The organism is Lactococcus sp. DD01 (assembly GCF_001578715.1).
Taxonomy (GTDB): domain Bacteria; phylum Bacillota; class Bacilli; order Lactobacillales; family Streptococcaceae; genus Lactococcus; species Lactococcus petauri.
Genome location: NZ_KQ968941.1, coordinates 1 through 15,793 on the forward strand (window position 1 = coordinate 1; position 15,793 = coordinate 15,793).

14 protein-coding genes and 1 pseudogene are annotated in these 15,793 nt (G+C 31.7%); 8 read left to right on the forward strand and 7 right to left on the reverse strand.

The features are described 5' to 3' along the window. The 4 genes from LACDD01_RS08965 to LACDD01_RS11870 all read right to left on the reverse strand — a co-directional run. Window positions 1-1,322 (reverse strand): KxYKxGKxW signal peptide domain-containing protein (locus tag LACDD01_RS08965; RefSeq protein ID WP_197458042.1); only part of this gene is annotated, 1,322 nt, incomplete at its 3' end. 2,986 nt (window positions 1,323-4,308) lie between these two features. Further along, window positions 4,309-4,431, reverse strand: coding sequence for a DUF3440 domain-containing protein (locus tag LACDD01_RS12650; RefSeq protein WP_369814484.1), 123 nt, complete (start codon window positions 4,429-4,431; stop codon window positions 4,309-4,311). After that, on the reverse strand, window positions 4,385-4,657 hold the full coding sequence (locus LACDD01_RS12655; RefSeq protein ID WP_156468515.1) for a DUF3440 domain-containing protein: 273 nt from the start codon (window positions 4,655-4,657) through the stop codon (window positions 4,385-4,387). The genes LACDD01_RS12650 and LACDD01_RS12655 overlap by 47 nt, the downstream gene beginning before the upstream one ends. A gap of 170 nt (window positions 4,658-4,827) precedes the next feature. After that, a complete protein-coding gene (locus LACDD01_RS11870) occupies window positions 4,828-5,031 on the reverse strand; it encodes a hypothetical protein (protein WP_156468516.1) in 204 nt (67 codons plus the stop codon). A gap of 482 nt (window positions 5,032-5,513) precedes the next feature. Here LACDD01_RS11870 and LACDD01_RS12095 point away from each other — a divergent pair, with 482 nt between their 5' ends. Both LACDD01_RS12095 and LACDD01_RS12660 read left to right on the forward strand, forming a co-directional pair. Further along, a complete protein-coding gene (locus LACDD01_RS12095) occupies window positions 5,514-5,735 on the forward strand; it encodes a thioredoxin domain-containing protein (protein WP_061414544.1) in 222 nt (73 codons plus the stop codon). Then, a complete protein-coding gene (locus LACDD01_RS12660) occupies window positions 5,732-5,893 on the forward strand; it encodes an ArsC/Spx/MgsR family protein (RefSeq protein ID WP_082779289.1) in 162 nt (53 codons plus the stop codon). Before LACDD01_RS12095 ends, LACDD01_RS12660 begins: the two co-directional genes overlap by 4 nt. A gap of 31 nt (window positions 5,894-5,924) precedes the next feature. Here the strand turns inward: LACDD01_RS12660 and LACDD01_RS08980 are convergent, their stop codons facing one another. Next, window positions 5,925-6,815 (reverse strand): LysR family transcriptional regulator, encoded by an 891-nt coding sequence (locus tag LACDD01_RS08980; RefSeq protein WP_061414548.1) that lies wholly within the window; start codon window positions 6,813-6,815, stop codon window positions 5,925-5,927. 495 nt (window positions 6,816-7,310) lie between these two features. On the opposite strand from LACDD01_RS08980, the gene LACDD01_RS12375 reads away from it, so the two are divergent. Continuing rightward, window positions 7,311-7,481: a hypothetical protein gene (locus LACDD01_RS12375; RefSeq protein ID WP_231863417.1), complete on the forward strand. Its 171-nt coding sequence runs from the start codon at window positions 7,311-7,313 to the stop codon at window positions 7,479-7,481. Window positions 7,482-7,750: 269 nt separating this feature from the next. Further along, window positions 7,751-7,984: a hypothetical protein gene (locus LACDD01_RS11875; protein WP_156468517.1), complete on the forward strand. Its 234-nt coding sequence runs from the start codon at window positions 7,751-7,753 to the stop codon at window positions 7,982-7,984. 1,420 nt (window positions 7,985-9,404) lie between these two features. Here the strand turns inward: LACDD01_RS11875 and LACDD01_RS08985 are convergent. Then, window positions 9,405-10,757, reverse strand: a complete 1,353-nt coding sequence (locus tag LACDD01_RS08985; protein ID WP_156468518.1) for a hypothetical protein — start codon at window positions 10,755-10,757, stop codon at window positions 9,405-9,407. Window positions 10,758-12,035: 1,278 nt separating this feature from the next. Here LACDD01_RS08985 and LACDD01_RS11880 point away from each other — a divergent pair. Further along, window positions 12,036-12,788 (forward strand): annotated as a pseudogene (locus LACDD01_RS11880) (transposase). 352 nt (window positions 12,789-13,140) lie between these two features. Here the strand turns inward: LACDD01_RS11880 and LACDD01_RS08990 are convergent. After that, window positions 13,141-13,410, reverse strand: coding sequence for a hypothetical protein (locus LACDD01_RS08990; protein ID WP_061414555.1), 270 nt, complete (start codon window positions 13,408-13,410; stop codon window positions 13,141-13,143). 459 nt (window positions 13,411-13,869) lie between these two features. On the opposite strand from LACDD01_RS08990, the gene LACDD01_RS08995 reads away from it, so the two are divergent. The 3 genes from LACDD01_RS08995 to LACDD01_RS12540 all read left to right on the forward strand — a co-directional run bounded on the left by LACDD01_RS08995 (window position 13,870) and on the right by LACDD01_RS12540 (window position 15,701). Then, a complete protein-coding gene (locus LACDD01_RS08995) occupies window positions 13,870-14,574 on the forward strand; it encodes a Bax inhibitor-1/YccA family protein (RefSeq protein ID WP_061414559.1) in 705 nt (234 codons plus the stop codon). A gap of 78 nt (window positions 14,575-14,652) precedes the next feature. Beyond that, a complete protein-coding gene (locus LACDD01_RS12535) occupies window positions 14,653-15,186 on the forward strand; it encodes an AI-2E family transporter (RefSeq protein WP_255357185.1) in 534 nt (177 codons plus the stop codon). Then, a complete protein-coding gene (locus tag LACDD01_RS12540) occupies window positions 15,141-15,701 on the forward strand; it encodes an AI-2E family transporter (protein WP_255357186.1) in 561 nt (186 codons plus the stop codon). The genes LACDD01_RS12535 and LACDD01_RS12540 overlap by 46 nt, the downstream gene beginning before the upstream one ends. Window positions 15,702-15,793: the final 92 nt, after the last annotated feature.

Consider the following 15,793-nt stretch of genomic DNA (forward strand, 5'->3'; position numbering starts at 1 on the left):
GTTGATTGTGACGGCCACTCTGAATCCGATATTGAACCTGAATCTGAACTACTTGTTGATTCTGATGTAGACTCTGAGTCACTTGTTGATTGTGACGGCCACTCTGAATCCGATATTGAACCTGAATCTGAACTACTTGTTGATTCTGATGCAGACTCTGAGTCTGAATCAGATACACTCACTGAATCTGAACTAGATTCTGAGTCACTTGTTGATTGTGACGGCCACTCTGAATCCGATATTGAACCTGAATCTGAACTACTTGTTGATTCTGATGTAGACTCTGAGTCTGAACTAGATTCTGAGTCACTTATAGATTGTGACGGCCACTCTGAATCGGATATTGAACCTGAATCACTATTACTAACCGATTGTGATATGCTCTCTGTTTCTGATAAAGAATCGCTTGCGGAACCTGACTCAATATAAGCGCTATTAGGTAAAACAAAGGTATGATTAGCCCCATTCACATGGAAAGTTACCTCAAATGTCTCACCAGCCCCTGGGGCGTACAGTTCATCTACAAATGAAAAGTTAATGTCGACTCCTAAGTGAAGTATATCCCCACCACCAATCGCCCTTGACCATTTGAGATACTCACCATTATCAGTTTTCAATGTAATTTTAAAATCATCTGTTAAACCGTTTTCTGGAACACCGTCATTCCAAGCCTTTCCGTTAAAATTACCGGAACGCGTATCAATATCACCTTCTATATTTCTTTGTGCATGCCCTAACAAATTGTCATCAAATTGAGCTTTTAAAAAATAAGTATACTGTCCCGTCTGAGTTTGTTCATAATTCTCCAGATCACTAAAAGGTGTTACCAAAGCATTTGGATCCGTTTCTGACTCTAAATCTGATTGTAGAGACAGGCTATCCGATACTGACTCAGATTCTGATAGTGATGAGGCAGTGTTTTCTGATACAGATTCAGAAGTAACCAGCTTGATAGCTATACTATCTTTTTGAGCAAGCGTATCTGTTGTTTGTTGCTTTTCAATACCAACTTCTTCCGCTGATACACGATTCCCTATTAAGCCCTCTCCAACCAGACCAACACCTAGTCCAGCAGCTAGCCCCGCAAAGATTTTCACACCTTGCCCCAGACGGTTCGGTTCTGGATCATCTTCCACAAATAAACGTTGATAAACATCGTTATCTACTTCTTCATCTACTTTTACTTTGACTTGACGAACTGTTTTCTTCGATAAATTCAACCAACTGAATTGTGTCAAACTGGAAACTACCCAGAATTTCCCCGATTTGTGCATTTTGAAACGAGTTACTTGCTTTATTAAGCCTTTTTTTTTATGTTTCAATTATTAATCTCCTCACTACGTCTGTTATTTTGATTTGCAAAAAAAACACCTAAAACTTATTTACATTTATTCCTCTCCTTTTTTGTCTGTTCAGGATTTCTATATTATAAATAAACAAACACCATAATTTTACTGTAAAAACAGCAAAAAAAAAAGACTTTTTTTGAATTTCTTCCATAACATTTATGTATAGTTAGTAAATGTTTTCCTACCTAACCAATTTGTTAAACTACTAAAAACTGTACAAAGTTAAATTAAATCTTTAATTCCTAAATCTCAGACGGCAATCCTGCAACATTTATTTATTGATTGATTGATTGATTGATTAATAAATATCAAAAATTTGATATGAATTCAAAAATATAGATTTTTCATAACACCTATACATGAACTCGGATTAAAACCTTCTTGTATTATACTAGTGTTATCCATTGACGGATTGTTTGTAAATCTCTTATAGCTTGTAAATGTGTGTTCTTGACCGAATTATCATGATAGTTTCCTTTTCGACTCATAATTGGAAAATAAGATATTATTTCAGCTTATCTGTATATTGGTGTATTTGATTGGCCCAGTCTTGGTCAGCATTGAACGAACGACTAAAGAAACAGTCAAAGGTGATATCCTATCTCCTAGTTCAAAACTTTCAGCATAAACGGAGTGCTCGATTGATTACAAAAACTTAAAGAGACAACTTCATGATTAAACAAGTTATCAAGTTATATATAAAAGAATCTAGATAAGCTTTTTCGACGCGCCCCTTCTTATAATATACAACCTTAATCATATCGGTTATGATTTTTTTGCTGAACAAAAATTATTTCAAATAACCTTATTATTAAATACTTCGCTATCCTTCCCAGATACCCTTGATAATCCCCCTCATAATTTGGATTTTTAATCCAGCTTACGGGAGAAAAACAAAAAAAAAGGGTTTAGATTGGATACTCCTTTAAATTCAAACTAAAGTTTTTCATAATTAGTATCCAGATCCTAGTGAGAAAATATTTTTAGTTAAATAATATAATCTCTCCTCAAGCAACTATTGCTTGGATTCCTAAAGTATCCCACTACATGTTTATTCGCTTTGTTCGCCCAATGGTTATAAGTATCGAATCAGTGCTAAATTCGTGCTAATTACAAGAAAGTTCAACTATTAATTAAAAGAGCTCCTCAAACAGTTTAATACTTCAATTCGAAACATCCACGTGCATCACATTAATATATAAAATCCCTCCAGAACTGTTACTAAAGCGGTTTCGAATACGCCAGTCATTCCTTTTTAGAATTTTTAAGAATCATAAAAAACCATTGTTGCACAAAGACATACAATAAAAAATAAAAAAACACAAAAATATAGGAATTGTCCGACTTACCATTGAGTATAACAAATTCAGTCATAAGAACACGAATTTAATACACAAAAACACCTGCTAAGGGGTAGTAGAAGGTGTTTTTGTCGTACTGTAGACATCAGGACATAACAGTTTTATCAAAATGATTTCTGAACTTCAATTTTGAAACACACTTTTTCTCAAGAGAACAAAAAATTTCTTATATCCGAAAGGAACCACAATGTAATGTTAAATGTAGAAAATAAATCCACAACCTCCCAAATGGTCAATAATATATACCGGAAAGGGAGGGCTTCGTCAGACATGAGTTTGAAAAACACTTTCATATATTTTTGTGGATGTCTAACTTAAGACTAAGTATATCAAATGATCTCACAACATTTCAATTTTTAAGAATTAAAAAAACTCGTTGGGAAGACGAGAATGTTTCAAATTCTATAAATTATTATTTATTTTGCCACCTTGATATAACCTAAGGGTATCTGTTCTTATTTAATAAATACACTTCCCCTCAATCGTCTGAATCGGCAATTTGTAATTGAACATTTTTCGAGAATGGTTATCCATCCAATGTTAGTACAAAATCCTCAAAAAAATTTGTGGTTTTTGTTGCTCCTGTTGGTAAATGCCTACGTATCATTCGATTATGATTTTAGTTTATTCATCGTTCATGACTAGCATTGACATAACAATAATAACTAGGACAAGAAAGTACTTCAGGGAGTTAAGAAAATTCACTAGCATTGTCGAATGTTATAGACTTAGAGCATATATCCAACTCAGCCAATGCCTGATTAACTAAATGTGCCGTCTTGTTAGGGTTATTCCTAATCGACCTTTTAACTCTGTAAGAGTTAAAAGGCATCTCCACATTGCTTAATAAGCGAGACTATATCGCTCATGTCCAAATTCCAAGTATTTATTAATTGATTGATTGAGGATGTTCCTCAATAGATTGTCCTAACGGTCTTTTAGATTCTTTTACTCTCTCTCTTACTTCGTCCGATATTGAGAGTGAAGTAAATCATGATATTAATAATCTGAATGCTTACTTTATTTTTGAGTTGAACTTACCACGGCGAAGTTCATTATCAACATTAGCATGGCGCTTCTCTAAGCGTCTACTGATTTCCCAATCACTTAAATCGTCTTTGTTTTTCCAACATTCAATAAGTTTGCATTCTGAGAATATTAAATGTTTACATTCAGTGGTAATAGTTGTGCATTTTCAAGACGTTTCCTTAGGAGTTGCCCATTTTTTGTAAACATAGTTTATTATTTGCAGACCATCCGTAAATGTACCTGTAGTTGAACTTTACACCTCTTTGATACAGCAAGAGAATATTTTCTAATACTGCTGTATACTTCTCCAGCATTGCCGGATAATGTTTCTGGTGCACTTTTATCAGACTCATCTACATATTTCACGATAATATCTGCAACTATGGCTATTTTTTTATATATGTCACTGAAACAGCTTTATCTAGATTTCTTGTTGAACCACAGTTAGTATCCTAGGAATTAAAAGTTCTTGCTTCTCTTCCTACAACATGATCAACCTGACATCCAGGTATTGGTTAACTTCCGAATATATTGATTGTATGTAGCACAACCTTCACATGCTACACAACTTACCTGTAATACTCCTTCTTTTCTGTCCAATATTTAATTGATGCCCCAAACTTTTTACAATAAAATCTTTTTGTTTTAGGCGGAAAAACCTGCAAAAGGAAGCATACATAGCTTTGCCACATATACCCCTCGAAGCTTCTCGGTCCCCCAAGTTTCAGGTTCAATTTCATAATAGAGCTTCAATGACTGGATACCACAGTAACGGAAAGGATTTGCAATCCGCATAAATTTGACTGGCCCCATCAAAAAATATATCCTACAAGAAATTTTAATCCATATTGAACTTTGAAATTGCAATCCAAACAACCTTAAATATCCAATAATAAATTGATTTAAAATTAAAAACATTAGGGAAAGTACGCTTACTGTGGGTAACCGTACCCAATTTAGAAAACGTTTCTGTCCCTATAACAATCGTATACCGATTAAGACTTTTTTGAATTCTAATTCCAACCAACACTGCAATTCTTGACGCTTTCGATTTTTGATGAAACCGTTGGTGGAATTGACTTTGAAACTCATAACCAGACATTCCAATTTTGAAGAACAGCAAATTTAATAGAATTTTCAGGAATAGATTCAACCCAAATTTCTTTCCAATTTGGATCACAAGGCAACCAAGTTGATTGGTACATTAAGATATCACAAGAAGCTAAAACAGAAATACAACCACGGTAATAATAGCAATTTTTATTTTCCTTTTTCCGAATAGTGTTCTTCATCTCACACCTATCTAACACAATTCATCGACCATTACCATCATACAAAACCATTCAATAATCATGTATTACAATTAATTTTGCATAAACTTCTACAAAACACTAAAGTTTTTTAAGCATATCCATCGTTTGTACTAGTGCTTTTTCTAGTTTGATGAGGTAAGAGGTAATCTGAAATACGTAAGCAGAAGTCTAATTAAATTTGCAATTTTCATTCGTTTGAAGTTACTCCTCAATTCAATTATCCGATAGGCTTAATATTTCAGTAACTCTAACAACATGCTAACTGAATGGCAATGCCTGACTTTGTAGATTTTTCAGTAATTTTTGGATTTTTCACCTCATACTTACTACTATTTCAAATGCTTTTCCTTTATGTTTTTTATAACATAAAGGTATTTGAAGAACTATTAATTCAATGCTACACTGTGTTATAGAATTAGAATAAATTTCTATTCCGTAACATAAAATAAAAAGAAGGAAAAATGATAGAAGTATATTATAGAAGCGGCTGTAGCTCAAGTCAAAAAACGCTTAACTGGTGCCAAAACTATGGCATTGAATTTAAAAAACATATAAATCAAATTTGCAAGGAAGATATTAAAAAAACGCTAAGTCTCTCCTCTTTTGGAATGGAAGAGATACTTAGACGCCCAAATAGGGCAACTCTAGCAACTAAAAAAAACTTGCACTACTCCAAGAAATGAATTTTGATGCTGGAATAGATTTTTTATTAGATAACCCTGAACTTCTACAAAGTCCAATTGTCATAGATTCAAATAAATATATGATTGGTTTCAATAGTGACGATATCAGACAATTTTTACCAAAAAAATTCCGTAAAATTAGCTCCTCTAATCTCTAACCCAAATAATTCGGAATAACACATCTTGATACTATTTGGTCTGATTCTGTATAATATCAAGCATCATTTTTTTGAATAAATCAATTTCGAGAGCACTTTCCTTATTGTAGCATAAGCAAATAGGTAATTTCAATGGAGGGCTCATTGGAATATGAACAAATTGCTCATTATCAGGTATAATAGGGTGCAGACTAGCTGGTAATAATGTTATTGCATTAAAGTGGTTACAATAATCTATCAGAAATTCCCATGAGCTAGTTTCTAATACGACTTTAGGAACTAAATTTTCACTAGAAAAATGATTATATATTTGACTATTCATTAAGAATCTATTATCCAAAATACATAGGCACTGTGTATTAACTTCCTCTAATGATATCTGTGTTTTAGCACGACTGTTAAAATGATGATCCTTTTTCATATAAACAACAATCTCATCCTCATAAAACGGAAGTGATTCTATTATTTGTTCTGTAGGAGAAGTTAAAAAAGCAATGTCAATTTGTTGCTTCATCAATTTTTCTTCTAACACCATTACATTTTCTTCAATAATCGTAATCTGTAATTGTGGATTAAGCGCAATAAATTTTACAATAACTGAGGACAATGCTGTTGCAAGAAAAGAGGCAGGAATACCGATTTTTACGTTTTCTTTTTGTGAAACCTTCTCAAGTCGTTTTGTCAGTGTACTATCATATTTCAAAATTTTTAGAGCTATTTCATAAACTTCTTCACCTAGGGGAGTAAGCTTGATGATTCTACGATTATGCCTAACAAACAGTTCTACACCATATTGTGTTTCTAATGAATTAATAATTCTGCTCAATGCTGGCTGAGATACATATAATTTTCGAGACGTTTTGGTAATATTAAAATCATTTGCAACTAGCGCAACATAATATTCTAAGTGAGTTATATTCATAGGTATAATTTCCTTATTATCTATTTTTAGCTATTATCATCAATATATATTATTATTTTGTATAGCTAAATGAAATAATAACTAGCCCTTATTACTATATAAAAAAAATACTTTTCAGTCAATATTTAAAGCACAAAGATTAAGTAAATATAATACTAGTATACCGAGAAATGAATACCTTAACTAATAAAAATTAGTAAATCAAAATTTATACACTTCCTTGTGAAAAATACCATACATAAAGAAATAAAGAGGGGCTAGACAGTTCACTACTGCTGAAGCTCAAATATTAAACTTTAAGCAGATCACTGTGGATGAGTTGCCACCCACAATCGCTTGACGATTTCTGAATGGTACTCACCACAGCTTTTTATTAATTGGTAATTAGTTTGATAACACTCTGACATTTTATATCTAACTATGAGACAGAAAGTGTGTGCCGTTTATCACAGTGAGCTAAATCCCCCCCTAAGAAGTAAACCATAATTATTTCTGTTGGAATTAACACGTTATCAAAATCGTCTTATTCATGACAGTTCAGAAGCCAAAGCACTCTACGTTCGTGTATTAGACATTATTTTTCCTGAATTCTATAAAGTAGTGACACCTCCGTATTATCAATACGTACATAAAATATTGATTCAGTATTCTTCTGATAAAAATTAGTCATACTCCTCTTGAAAAACTGCTTGAAATTTCAATTGGAAATTCTTCACTCGCTTTACAGGTAGAATTGACACAACTAATCTCAACCATCCGTCATCTTACACTTCAAATCAATAAAGTACAAGATGAAGTTCATCCCATCATGTATGCAAGATTTAGATTCACCAATTATGACCATTTATGGAATCGGTTAACACTTAGACGCAGCTATACTGCCTGAAATCAAAAACATTGATAACTATAATATTATCCTGCACAGATCCAAGCTTATGCATAGTTTGAACCCCTTTGTTCATCAGTCTAGTTTAATGAATGGTACGGGAGATAGAATCAAACTTAGTTTACCCTATCTCCGCTATGCCCTCATGAAAGCAATCAAATGTGTCTATCAAAATTCATCATACTTCAAGAAATATCTTGCATCAAAACAAAGTCAAGACAAACACTATTCTGTGGATGTTTCATATGTGGCTAACAAGCAACCTATTCATATCATCTTTTAATTTATCAAGACTTTGACAAAGCAAAGCTGAAGTAAAAGATAATTTTCCTAGTTTCAAATTGCTTGTATGAAGCAAGCCTTTTTGTACTGTATTTTTATAAGAAATGGATAAAGTTAATACCTATTCATTTATTGGTAAATAAAAAAAGCAGTAGGTAAATGTGAACCCCAAAATATAAACTTTCCAAGTAGGAGTTTTTTTCTAATGTCGAAATATTCATTTGACTTAAAACTAAAAATTGTTCAGGAGTAACTTTCTAGAAAAAGTGGGCGAATTTTTTCTCTAAAATATCATAGCTCTCACCCTGAACTTATTCATCGTTGGGTAAATGCTTATCAAACCTTTGGAGTCCAAGGTCTTCAACGTAAACGTCAAAATAAAGCTTATTCCAGACAATTTAAACTCGATGCGGTAAACTTATATCTAGCAAGTGAAAAGTCCTATCGAGAAATAGGTAACGAACTAGAAATAAATAATGCATTATTGCTAAGTAATCTGTTTGCGCAGGTGCTTTAATTCAGTATAGTAAAATATAATTTCTTTCTATGATATTGTTCCTTCTCAAGTTATTAGTAAAACCTTAGTTTTTTTGATTGAGTAAGAAACCGCACACAATAATTATATCCTCCATAAAAAAACAGCAAATACAAGACAAACTATATTAAAAGTCAAGTGAAAAGATAATACGCATCAATTCCTTAACACATAAGACACAACGAAACCATAGTATTTCTCTCGATTTATTTTAAGTTGTAAATACGATTTGAAATATGGGTCACTTTGGCCACCTAAATAAATACATCATGTAAATAATAAGAGCCACAATTGACCCTATATCCTGTGATATCCATTGTTCCAAATTAATAAATAGTTGGCTCCACTCTTGTGATATTTGTGATTGGAAAGACATTGTTTATCATCAAATTATTGACTTTAATTTGGATAATCTTAATCCGTTTAGTTTAAACAGGTATCTCTTCAATAAGTTGAGTTATCTGTGATTGTAAAGTTAAGGTAATTATTATAATGAATGCTCGATTTCTAAGTAGTTAGTATAAAAAAATAAAAATCTTATATTTCAAATAATCATTTGAAAAGGTGCCAATACATTAAAACGGTACCTGATATGTATTTCACTTTTTCTTTTGAGCTACCAATTCACTATAATTAGCAAAGATTTTCTGGAAAAATATTTTGTCGTAAATGACGATTGACCCAAAAATCTTAGAGATGGCAATTATTGGAAAGAATTACTCACAAAGACAAGAGATGTCAGATCTAGCAATAGAGATATCTATCATTAAGTTTTAGAATTATATTCCACGACTATAAATTACCACATCATATTTTTTATTTACCAACAAAGTATAGACTATTCTTTCTCGTAGATTATTCTACTTAAGAACATCAAAAAATACCATTACAAGCCCCTTCCCTTACCCGTATGCTGAAGATAAATAAATTGAACAGTTATTATTACTAATGCCATAATTAATCCCACCTCTAAAAATTCTAAAAATCTTCTATCCCCCCCTACTCCCAGTTCCTTCATTAGCGTTTCTATATTCCCGTGAGTTTCAGCAGCAAATAAATAAGATAAAACCAACCAAGACTGAGCAATTAAACTTCCAATTTTCGAGAAAAAGTGTATTGTTCTAGGTGATATCCCTCTATTAATAACATAATTTGCACGCACACTTCCCATGAGTATTAAATTACTAAAAAAAGAAAGAAATGTACCAATACTTGTTAGTGAAGGTATTGTTATAATTAAAAGACCTATGACATTAAAAATCAATACTACTCTAGGAGAAAACCCAAGTAATCTTTCTCCTAAAAATAGAGCAGTAATAACTGCCAATATAATAGGTAGCGAAAGATTATATAAAATTGTATTTAAGCCACTAACCATCATGGTAGAAAATGAAACATATAAAATGCATAATGTGGACAATGAGCCCTGAATAAATGAATACGAAAAGAAAATTCTCTCCGTTTCATCAATATATCTTTCTTTTAAACTCTTAATACCAATTAAATTAATCAAAATTCCCATAATAGCAACATTCAACAACACCCCAGTATCAACCTTCAATGAAGTTGATCGAGATAATTTCAATAAAAAAAGTAAACTTGTAATAAAAAACAAACCCAAACTTTTAGGAAATGTTGAATAATTTACTTTTAATCTCGCTATTTTTGCTTCATTTTTATCATAAATCCCTATCAAACACAGCCATGAAAAAACAAATCCAATAGTCAATAATAAAAAACAATATTTGACAGATTGAGTTAATAAAACAAATCCTAAAAAAGTAATGAGCAATGTTTCTATTACTTGTAGAACATCAGTGCTCTTTAAAACATATTGCTTAAATCTATTTTTCAACTGCCCTGATAAGAAACTACTAAAATTCACACAAACTCCCAGTAATGTCGCCCCAATTACGGTTAACACAAAGCCAAGATCAAAAAAAAGTAATAGACTTCCAATCAATCCTATTAGTAAACAAATCCTCATAGAAAGTAAGCTGCTAGATATAAAAAAATCAAATAACATAGCCCAAAAATTTGCTGTATACGTCATTACATAAAAGAATAACATTGGATACCATGAATAATTTGCACCATAAACAACAAGTAAAATGTATGGAAAGAACGTCAATACATTAATAAAAGAATAAAAAAACAAATATTTTTGCATTCTCATTTCTACTACCTTTACTTCAATTATTTTATCACAACTAATTCGATTATTGTCATTATTTAGCAAACAACAACATTTACCAAAATATGACGGATTAAACGAATTGAGCTTGATATACTTTATTATAGCAGAATCCCTCGCTCTCTTACCAATTCGAAAAACAAAAAAACTCCTCCTGCCTCAGCCCCCCCCAAAAAAAAAAAGAGGTAACCCATTAGAGATCCACCAAGAACCTAACTGAAGATAGTAACGGCAAAGGTTTCTCTATGCTCAGAAATAACGTCAGGATTTTTTTCTAGTTCACTTGGGCACAGAATTCTGCAGAGGTTTTTACGCGAAGTTTTGCCTTGTGCTGTTCTCATATTCTTACGAGATTTAAAAGAGCGTCTCACAGTCATATAAGAACCTTCATTGCCTAGTTTTTATATGAAATAGAAGACAGAACAAGCAAAGCATCCTAGAGCAAAATTTTCAGTTTACTATTCTCTTTTGACACTACTTCTGTTCAAAATTGATTTTCCAATTATTTTGTCCAAATATCTTGTAAAATGACTACGTAAGTATGTAGGGCACAACAAATTTTCACGGATTTATTAGTACTTTTCCAAAATATTACCAAGTAAGACTCTAATTATTTTTTAAATCATAGCACAATGCAATTTTAATAACTTAGAGTCATAACCCTGCTCCATTTTTCTAGCAAAATTTTTAGTTTTTTATGTCATCACCTGATCATCTTGAATTCACTAAGTAATTGAATAATAATCACTATATAATTCCAAGTAAAGCTGAAATTGTCTCCTTCAAATTTTTCTTAACCCCTAATAACTATAAAACACATATTATCTTTCTGGAATTATCATTTTTCCAATTTAGTTAAAATCAAACGCCAAAATATACTATTTAGTTCACAATTATATATTTAATGTTACCCAAAAATATATTTCCCTCTTTATAATGGTACATATCATTATAAAGGTAGCTAATTATCTAATCCAAGAATAATTTAACAATGTAAATAAAATTAAAAATATTACTCTTCAATAATTGATTATGAGCATCATAATTTATAAATAATGAAAAATATGGAAAATTGTAAAGTGAAGTTAGCCGCTTGAGCGTACAAAAAAAACATCTTCCTGCGTTAAATTTGTGATAAAAAAAGAAGTTAAGGGGACATCTAAAGGATGTAAAACAATTATACCTCCAAAGGCAAATACTTAACATTCTCAGAACACAAACTTATCGAACGTTGGAAAATAAAAATCTGCTAAGTAGTCGTGAAATCAGCAGACGCTTAAGGTAGCACCATACTACTATTGATAATAAACTTCAAGGTTTGTTATAGCAAGAAGAAAATTCGACAAATAATTTAAAAATTCTGCAATAAAACTCGTTCTTGAAGACGATTACTCTGTAAAAGAAGTCAGTCAGGAGCTTGATATCCATACGAACAGTCTTTATCGTTAAGCTCAAGAAATTGAAAATTACTGAAGCTCTGCTTTCCATGGTAATGACACAGTTCTAGCTGATGTCCAATATAAGATTAAGCTGTTAGAGTGAGAAAATCGTTATCTTCAGGAGGAACTTGAACTAAAAAAGTTTCGGGCCTTCTTGAAGCGAAGCAAGTAAAGCGCTTTAAATTTCTTTTGAAACATCATGGAAAGATAAAAATTCTTAAGGTTTTTCGCTCCGGATTCTACAAAGACCATCGTCGTCCTTCAAAACGACAAGTAGAGTAAAAAGTTCCTCCATGAGCAAATATAAGTCTGTCTTTCATGAGCATAAGGACGCTATGGTACTGCTATAATAGACACGTACTTAATGAACAACGTATTCTTACCAACACGGATCTTGTCAGTAAGTTGATACAACTTGATAGGACTTTATGCTAAAGGAAGTCGCTATGCTAATGCAATGATGGAGTCTTTTTATAAGACTTTCAAAGAGGAAACTTATTAATGATACTCATTTTGAGATAAGAGATGAGGCTACTCAAGAAATTTTAAAATATATTGAGACCTATTACAATACAAAAAGATGCATTCAGCACTTGATTACAAGTCTCCAAAATACTTTGAAAAAAATAATTACTAATTTCTCATAACTTTATGTCTAATTATTTGACATTAATTTGTCCAATGCATTTCCCTCCATAGTTATGAGTTCCGAAGTGTTGAAAATAATTCCAGTGCCTAGACAAGCATCCCCCACTTTCTGTTGTTGTAAAGCCTCCTGGGCCAGCACTCCCCCTCCGACAAATTTTTTATTTCATAGAAAATTAATTGAGATAATAACAGCATCCTCTCTATTACGAGTAGCATTTAAGTCTTTATTTATATAAAAGTCGTGTCTCAGAAAAATATAAAGAGGTTTGCTTATTCCTGTCCTTTCCCCCTGCTGTAGCATTTTCATTTCCTCCATTTGCTGCCTAATGCCAAAATAGTATTTAAGGAAAAACTATTTTGGCATTACCTATTGTTAAAACATCCTCTTCAAGCGTTGCAATTAATCGTGTGATTCTCACTGTCAAAATAGGTCTGAGCCTTTGCAAAAGAGGTTTTACTTTGATTAGAAAATTATAGTCTCGTTGTAGAAGAAGAATAATCATCATAGATTTTACGCCCAGTATTATATTTTCTTTCGTATAAATCTTATTTTCAAGCCCTCTTTTAGTGAAGCAGCATTCAGGAAATGTGTGGTAAATTGAACTTTCCATCTGTGTAGCTTCTGTATTTATTTTGTAGTTAATATAAAATTACCTTTAACTTTGACTTATTATAAAGTATTGCTTATGAAACATCATAATCTTTTCAGGTTTTTAAGTTGTGCTTTCCAGTTTAATAAATATTGTTTATATTCTTCATAATGTTTAGATTTTGATATGATCTTTCGTTTATGTATTTTTAATATATAATTACATACTAATTTTATCAAGTTTTAATAGTCGTCTCCATTTTCCATGCTCGCCCGTTAGCAAATGTTTTTTGTTCGTGAAAATTGATTTGTATTAAGAAAATCTGGTACAATATCTGAATATTAGACATAATAAACTACATAATTGTATCTAATCACCTTTCCCTCTTCGAAATAAAATACAAACTCTACTGTTTCAAGTGGGTATTATATTGCTGAAGAAAACTACAAGTGAGATAAAACAGATAGAAAGAGAGATATCATGGAAAATCCAATCATTAATAATAACAATGACATTATTACATTGAATAAGTTTTATGCACAAATCTATAGTATAGTCGGAATCGGAGTAAGCATATCTGCACTAACTTCCTTTATTACCATAAGAGTGTTTGGGGAAAATGTCCTAAATTTTGTCCAACAAAAGGGATGGGGGATGCTTATCATTTGGCTTTTTCCCTTGCTTATAGTTCTTCCTATGCAAAATGCAGCAATGAAGAATAAGTCCACAGCTCTCCCTTGGTTTATTTTATACTCAGCAATGATGGGTTTCCTCTTCAGTTTTACACTTGTCGTTTATACAGCATCTGACGTCACCTTAGCTTTTGTCTCTTCTGCGGGGATGTTCTTTGGGCTCTCTATTTATGGACGAGTAACAAAGTATAACTTATCAGGTATGGGGCGAGCAATGATAGGAATGCTTATGGGCATTATTATTGCAGGGGGGATTAACTTCTTTTTAGGCAGTACTATGGTTGTTTTTCTCACCTCTGTGATTAGTGTTGTTATTTTCAGTGGGCTTATTGCTTGGGATAATCAGAAAATTGAGTTGGTCTATCGTCAAAACAATGGCTATATTTCTCAAGGTTGGGCTATAAGTATGGCATTATCATTGTATCTTGATTTTATCAATTTGTTCATTACTTTACTTCGTTTAATCGGCTTTACGAGAAAAAATCAAGACTAAACAATAGAAAAATTAGGATGTGAGAATTTGAATATTTTAAGAACAAAACACTACAGATTGTTAGTAGGATGTTTACTGGTGTTACTATGTATCTATTTCCTAAACAAAATAAGTTTTATTTTTTGGCCGTTAATTTCAATATTCACAATAGTATTCCCTCCAATTCTTATTGGAGGCGTGCTTTATTATTTAGTGCACCCCATTATAGACAAACTTGATAATTTAAATATCTCAAGAAAAATTTCTATTTGGAGCCTGTTCGTTGTTATATCACTCTTGTTAATTATAGGAATAGTACTTATTATTCCTATAATATCTGATAATTTTCTAGATTTAGTAACAAATTTTCCTATTGAGCTCAAAGAATGGATGATTTCAGTAGAAACATTTATGGAAAAGAATCAATTAAACCAATTTAAAGAAGAATTTGATTTAATTTCTGATAAGCTTTCTGGAGAGATATTAAACATTAGTAAAAATACTTTCTCATATCTTTTTTCATTCTCAAAATCAGCCGCTAATGTTATTTCGATTACTTTTATGACAATTATTATATCACCAATGGTATTGTATTATCTGCTGAAGGACGATGTGAAACTTCTTCTTTTTTAAAAAAACCATTTTCAAAGAAATGGCAAAAACATGTTGAGTTTCTATTAATCAGTATGAACACACAACTTGAGAATTATATAAGAGGTCAGGTTTTGATTGCGATTATTGTTACATTTCTTTTGCTTATTGGCTTACCAATTGTGGGATTAAAGTACGCAATCATTATTGCAATTTTTTCAGGAATAATGAACCTTATACCATTTCTTGGATTTTATTTAGCTATTCTTCCAGCTTTGTTAATAGCTTTTATTACAGGGGGAACACCAATGTTAATAAAAGTGTCGATTATTTATGCGCTAGAGCAATTGATTGAAGGACGGTTTGTTACTCCATTGGTATTGGGTAAACAATTAAAAATTCATCCACTAACTATAATGTTTGTATTGTTAGCTGCTGGTAAAATTGCAGGGATTTTTGGAGTAATTTTGGCTATTCCTTTATATACTATACTAAAAACAATAGTAACATATTTACTTGATATATATAAAAGTGAGAAGCTGAACTGTCAACAATAGACTAGGCATCAAAACAAATATTGGTCGCAACAGGGAGACGCTGAAACTCTACTTTTATTAAAGCACATACTTTTGCTATATAGTAGGGGGGG

What these genes read in the sequence shown, in the direction of transcription:
- LACDD01_RS12655 (WP_156468515.1), bottom strand. Translation starts at nt 4,657, where the DNA reads ATGTTTTTAATTTTAAATCAATTTATTATTGGATATTTAAGGTTGTTT.
- LACDD01_RS11875 (WP_156468517.1), top strand. Translation starts at nt 7,751, where the DNA reads ATGCATAGTTTGAACCCCTTTGTTCATCAGTCTAGTTTAATGAATGGT.
- LACDD01_RS08980 (WP_061414548.1), bottom strand. Translation starts at nt 6,815, where the DNA reads ATGAATATAACTCACTTAGAATATTATGTTGCGCTAGTTGCAAATGAT.
- LACDD01_RS12095 (WP_061414544.1), top strand. Translation starts at nt 5,514, where the DNA reads ATGATAGAAGTATATTATAGAAGCGGCTGTAGCTCAAGTCAAAAAACG.
- LACDD01_RS12660 (WP_082779289.1), top strand. Translation starts at nt 5,732, where the DNA reads ATGAATTTTGATGCTGGAATAGATTTTTTATTAGATAACCCTGAACTT.
- LACDD01_RS08990 (WP_061414555.1), bottom strand. Translation starts at nt 13,410, where the DNA reads ATGGAAAGTTCAATTTACCACACATTTCCTGAATGCTGCTTCACTAAA.
- LACDD01_RS08995 (WP_061414559.1), top strand. Translation starts at nt 13,870, where the DNA reads ATGGAAAATCCAATCATTAATAATAACAATGACATTATTACATTGAAT.
- LACDD01_RS11870 (WP_156468516.1), bottom strand. Translation starts at nt 5,031, where the DNA reads ATGAAGAACACTATTCGGAAAAAGGAAAATAAAAATTGCTATTATTAC.
- LACDD01_RS12650 (WP_369814484.1), bottom strand. Translation starts at nt 4,431, where the DNA reads ATGTGGCAAAGCTATGTATGCTTCCTTTTGCAGGTTTTTCCGCCTAAA.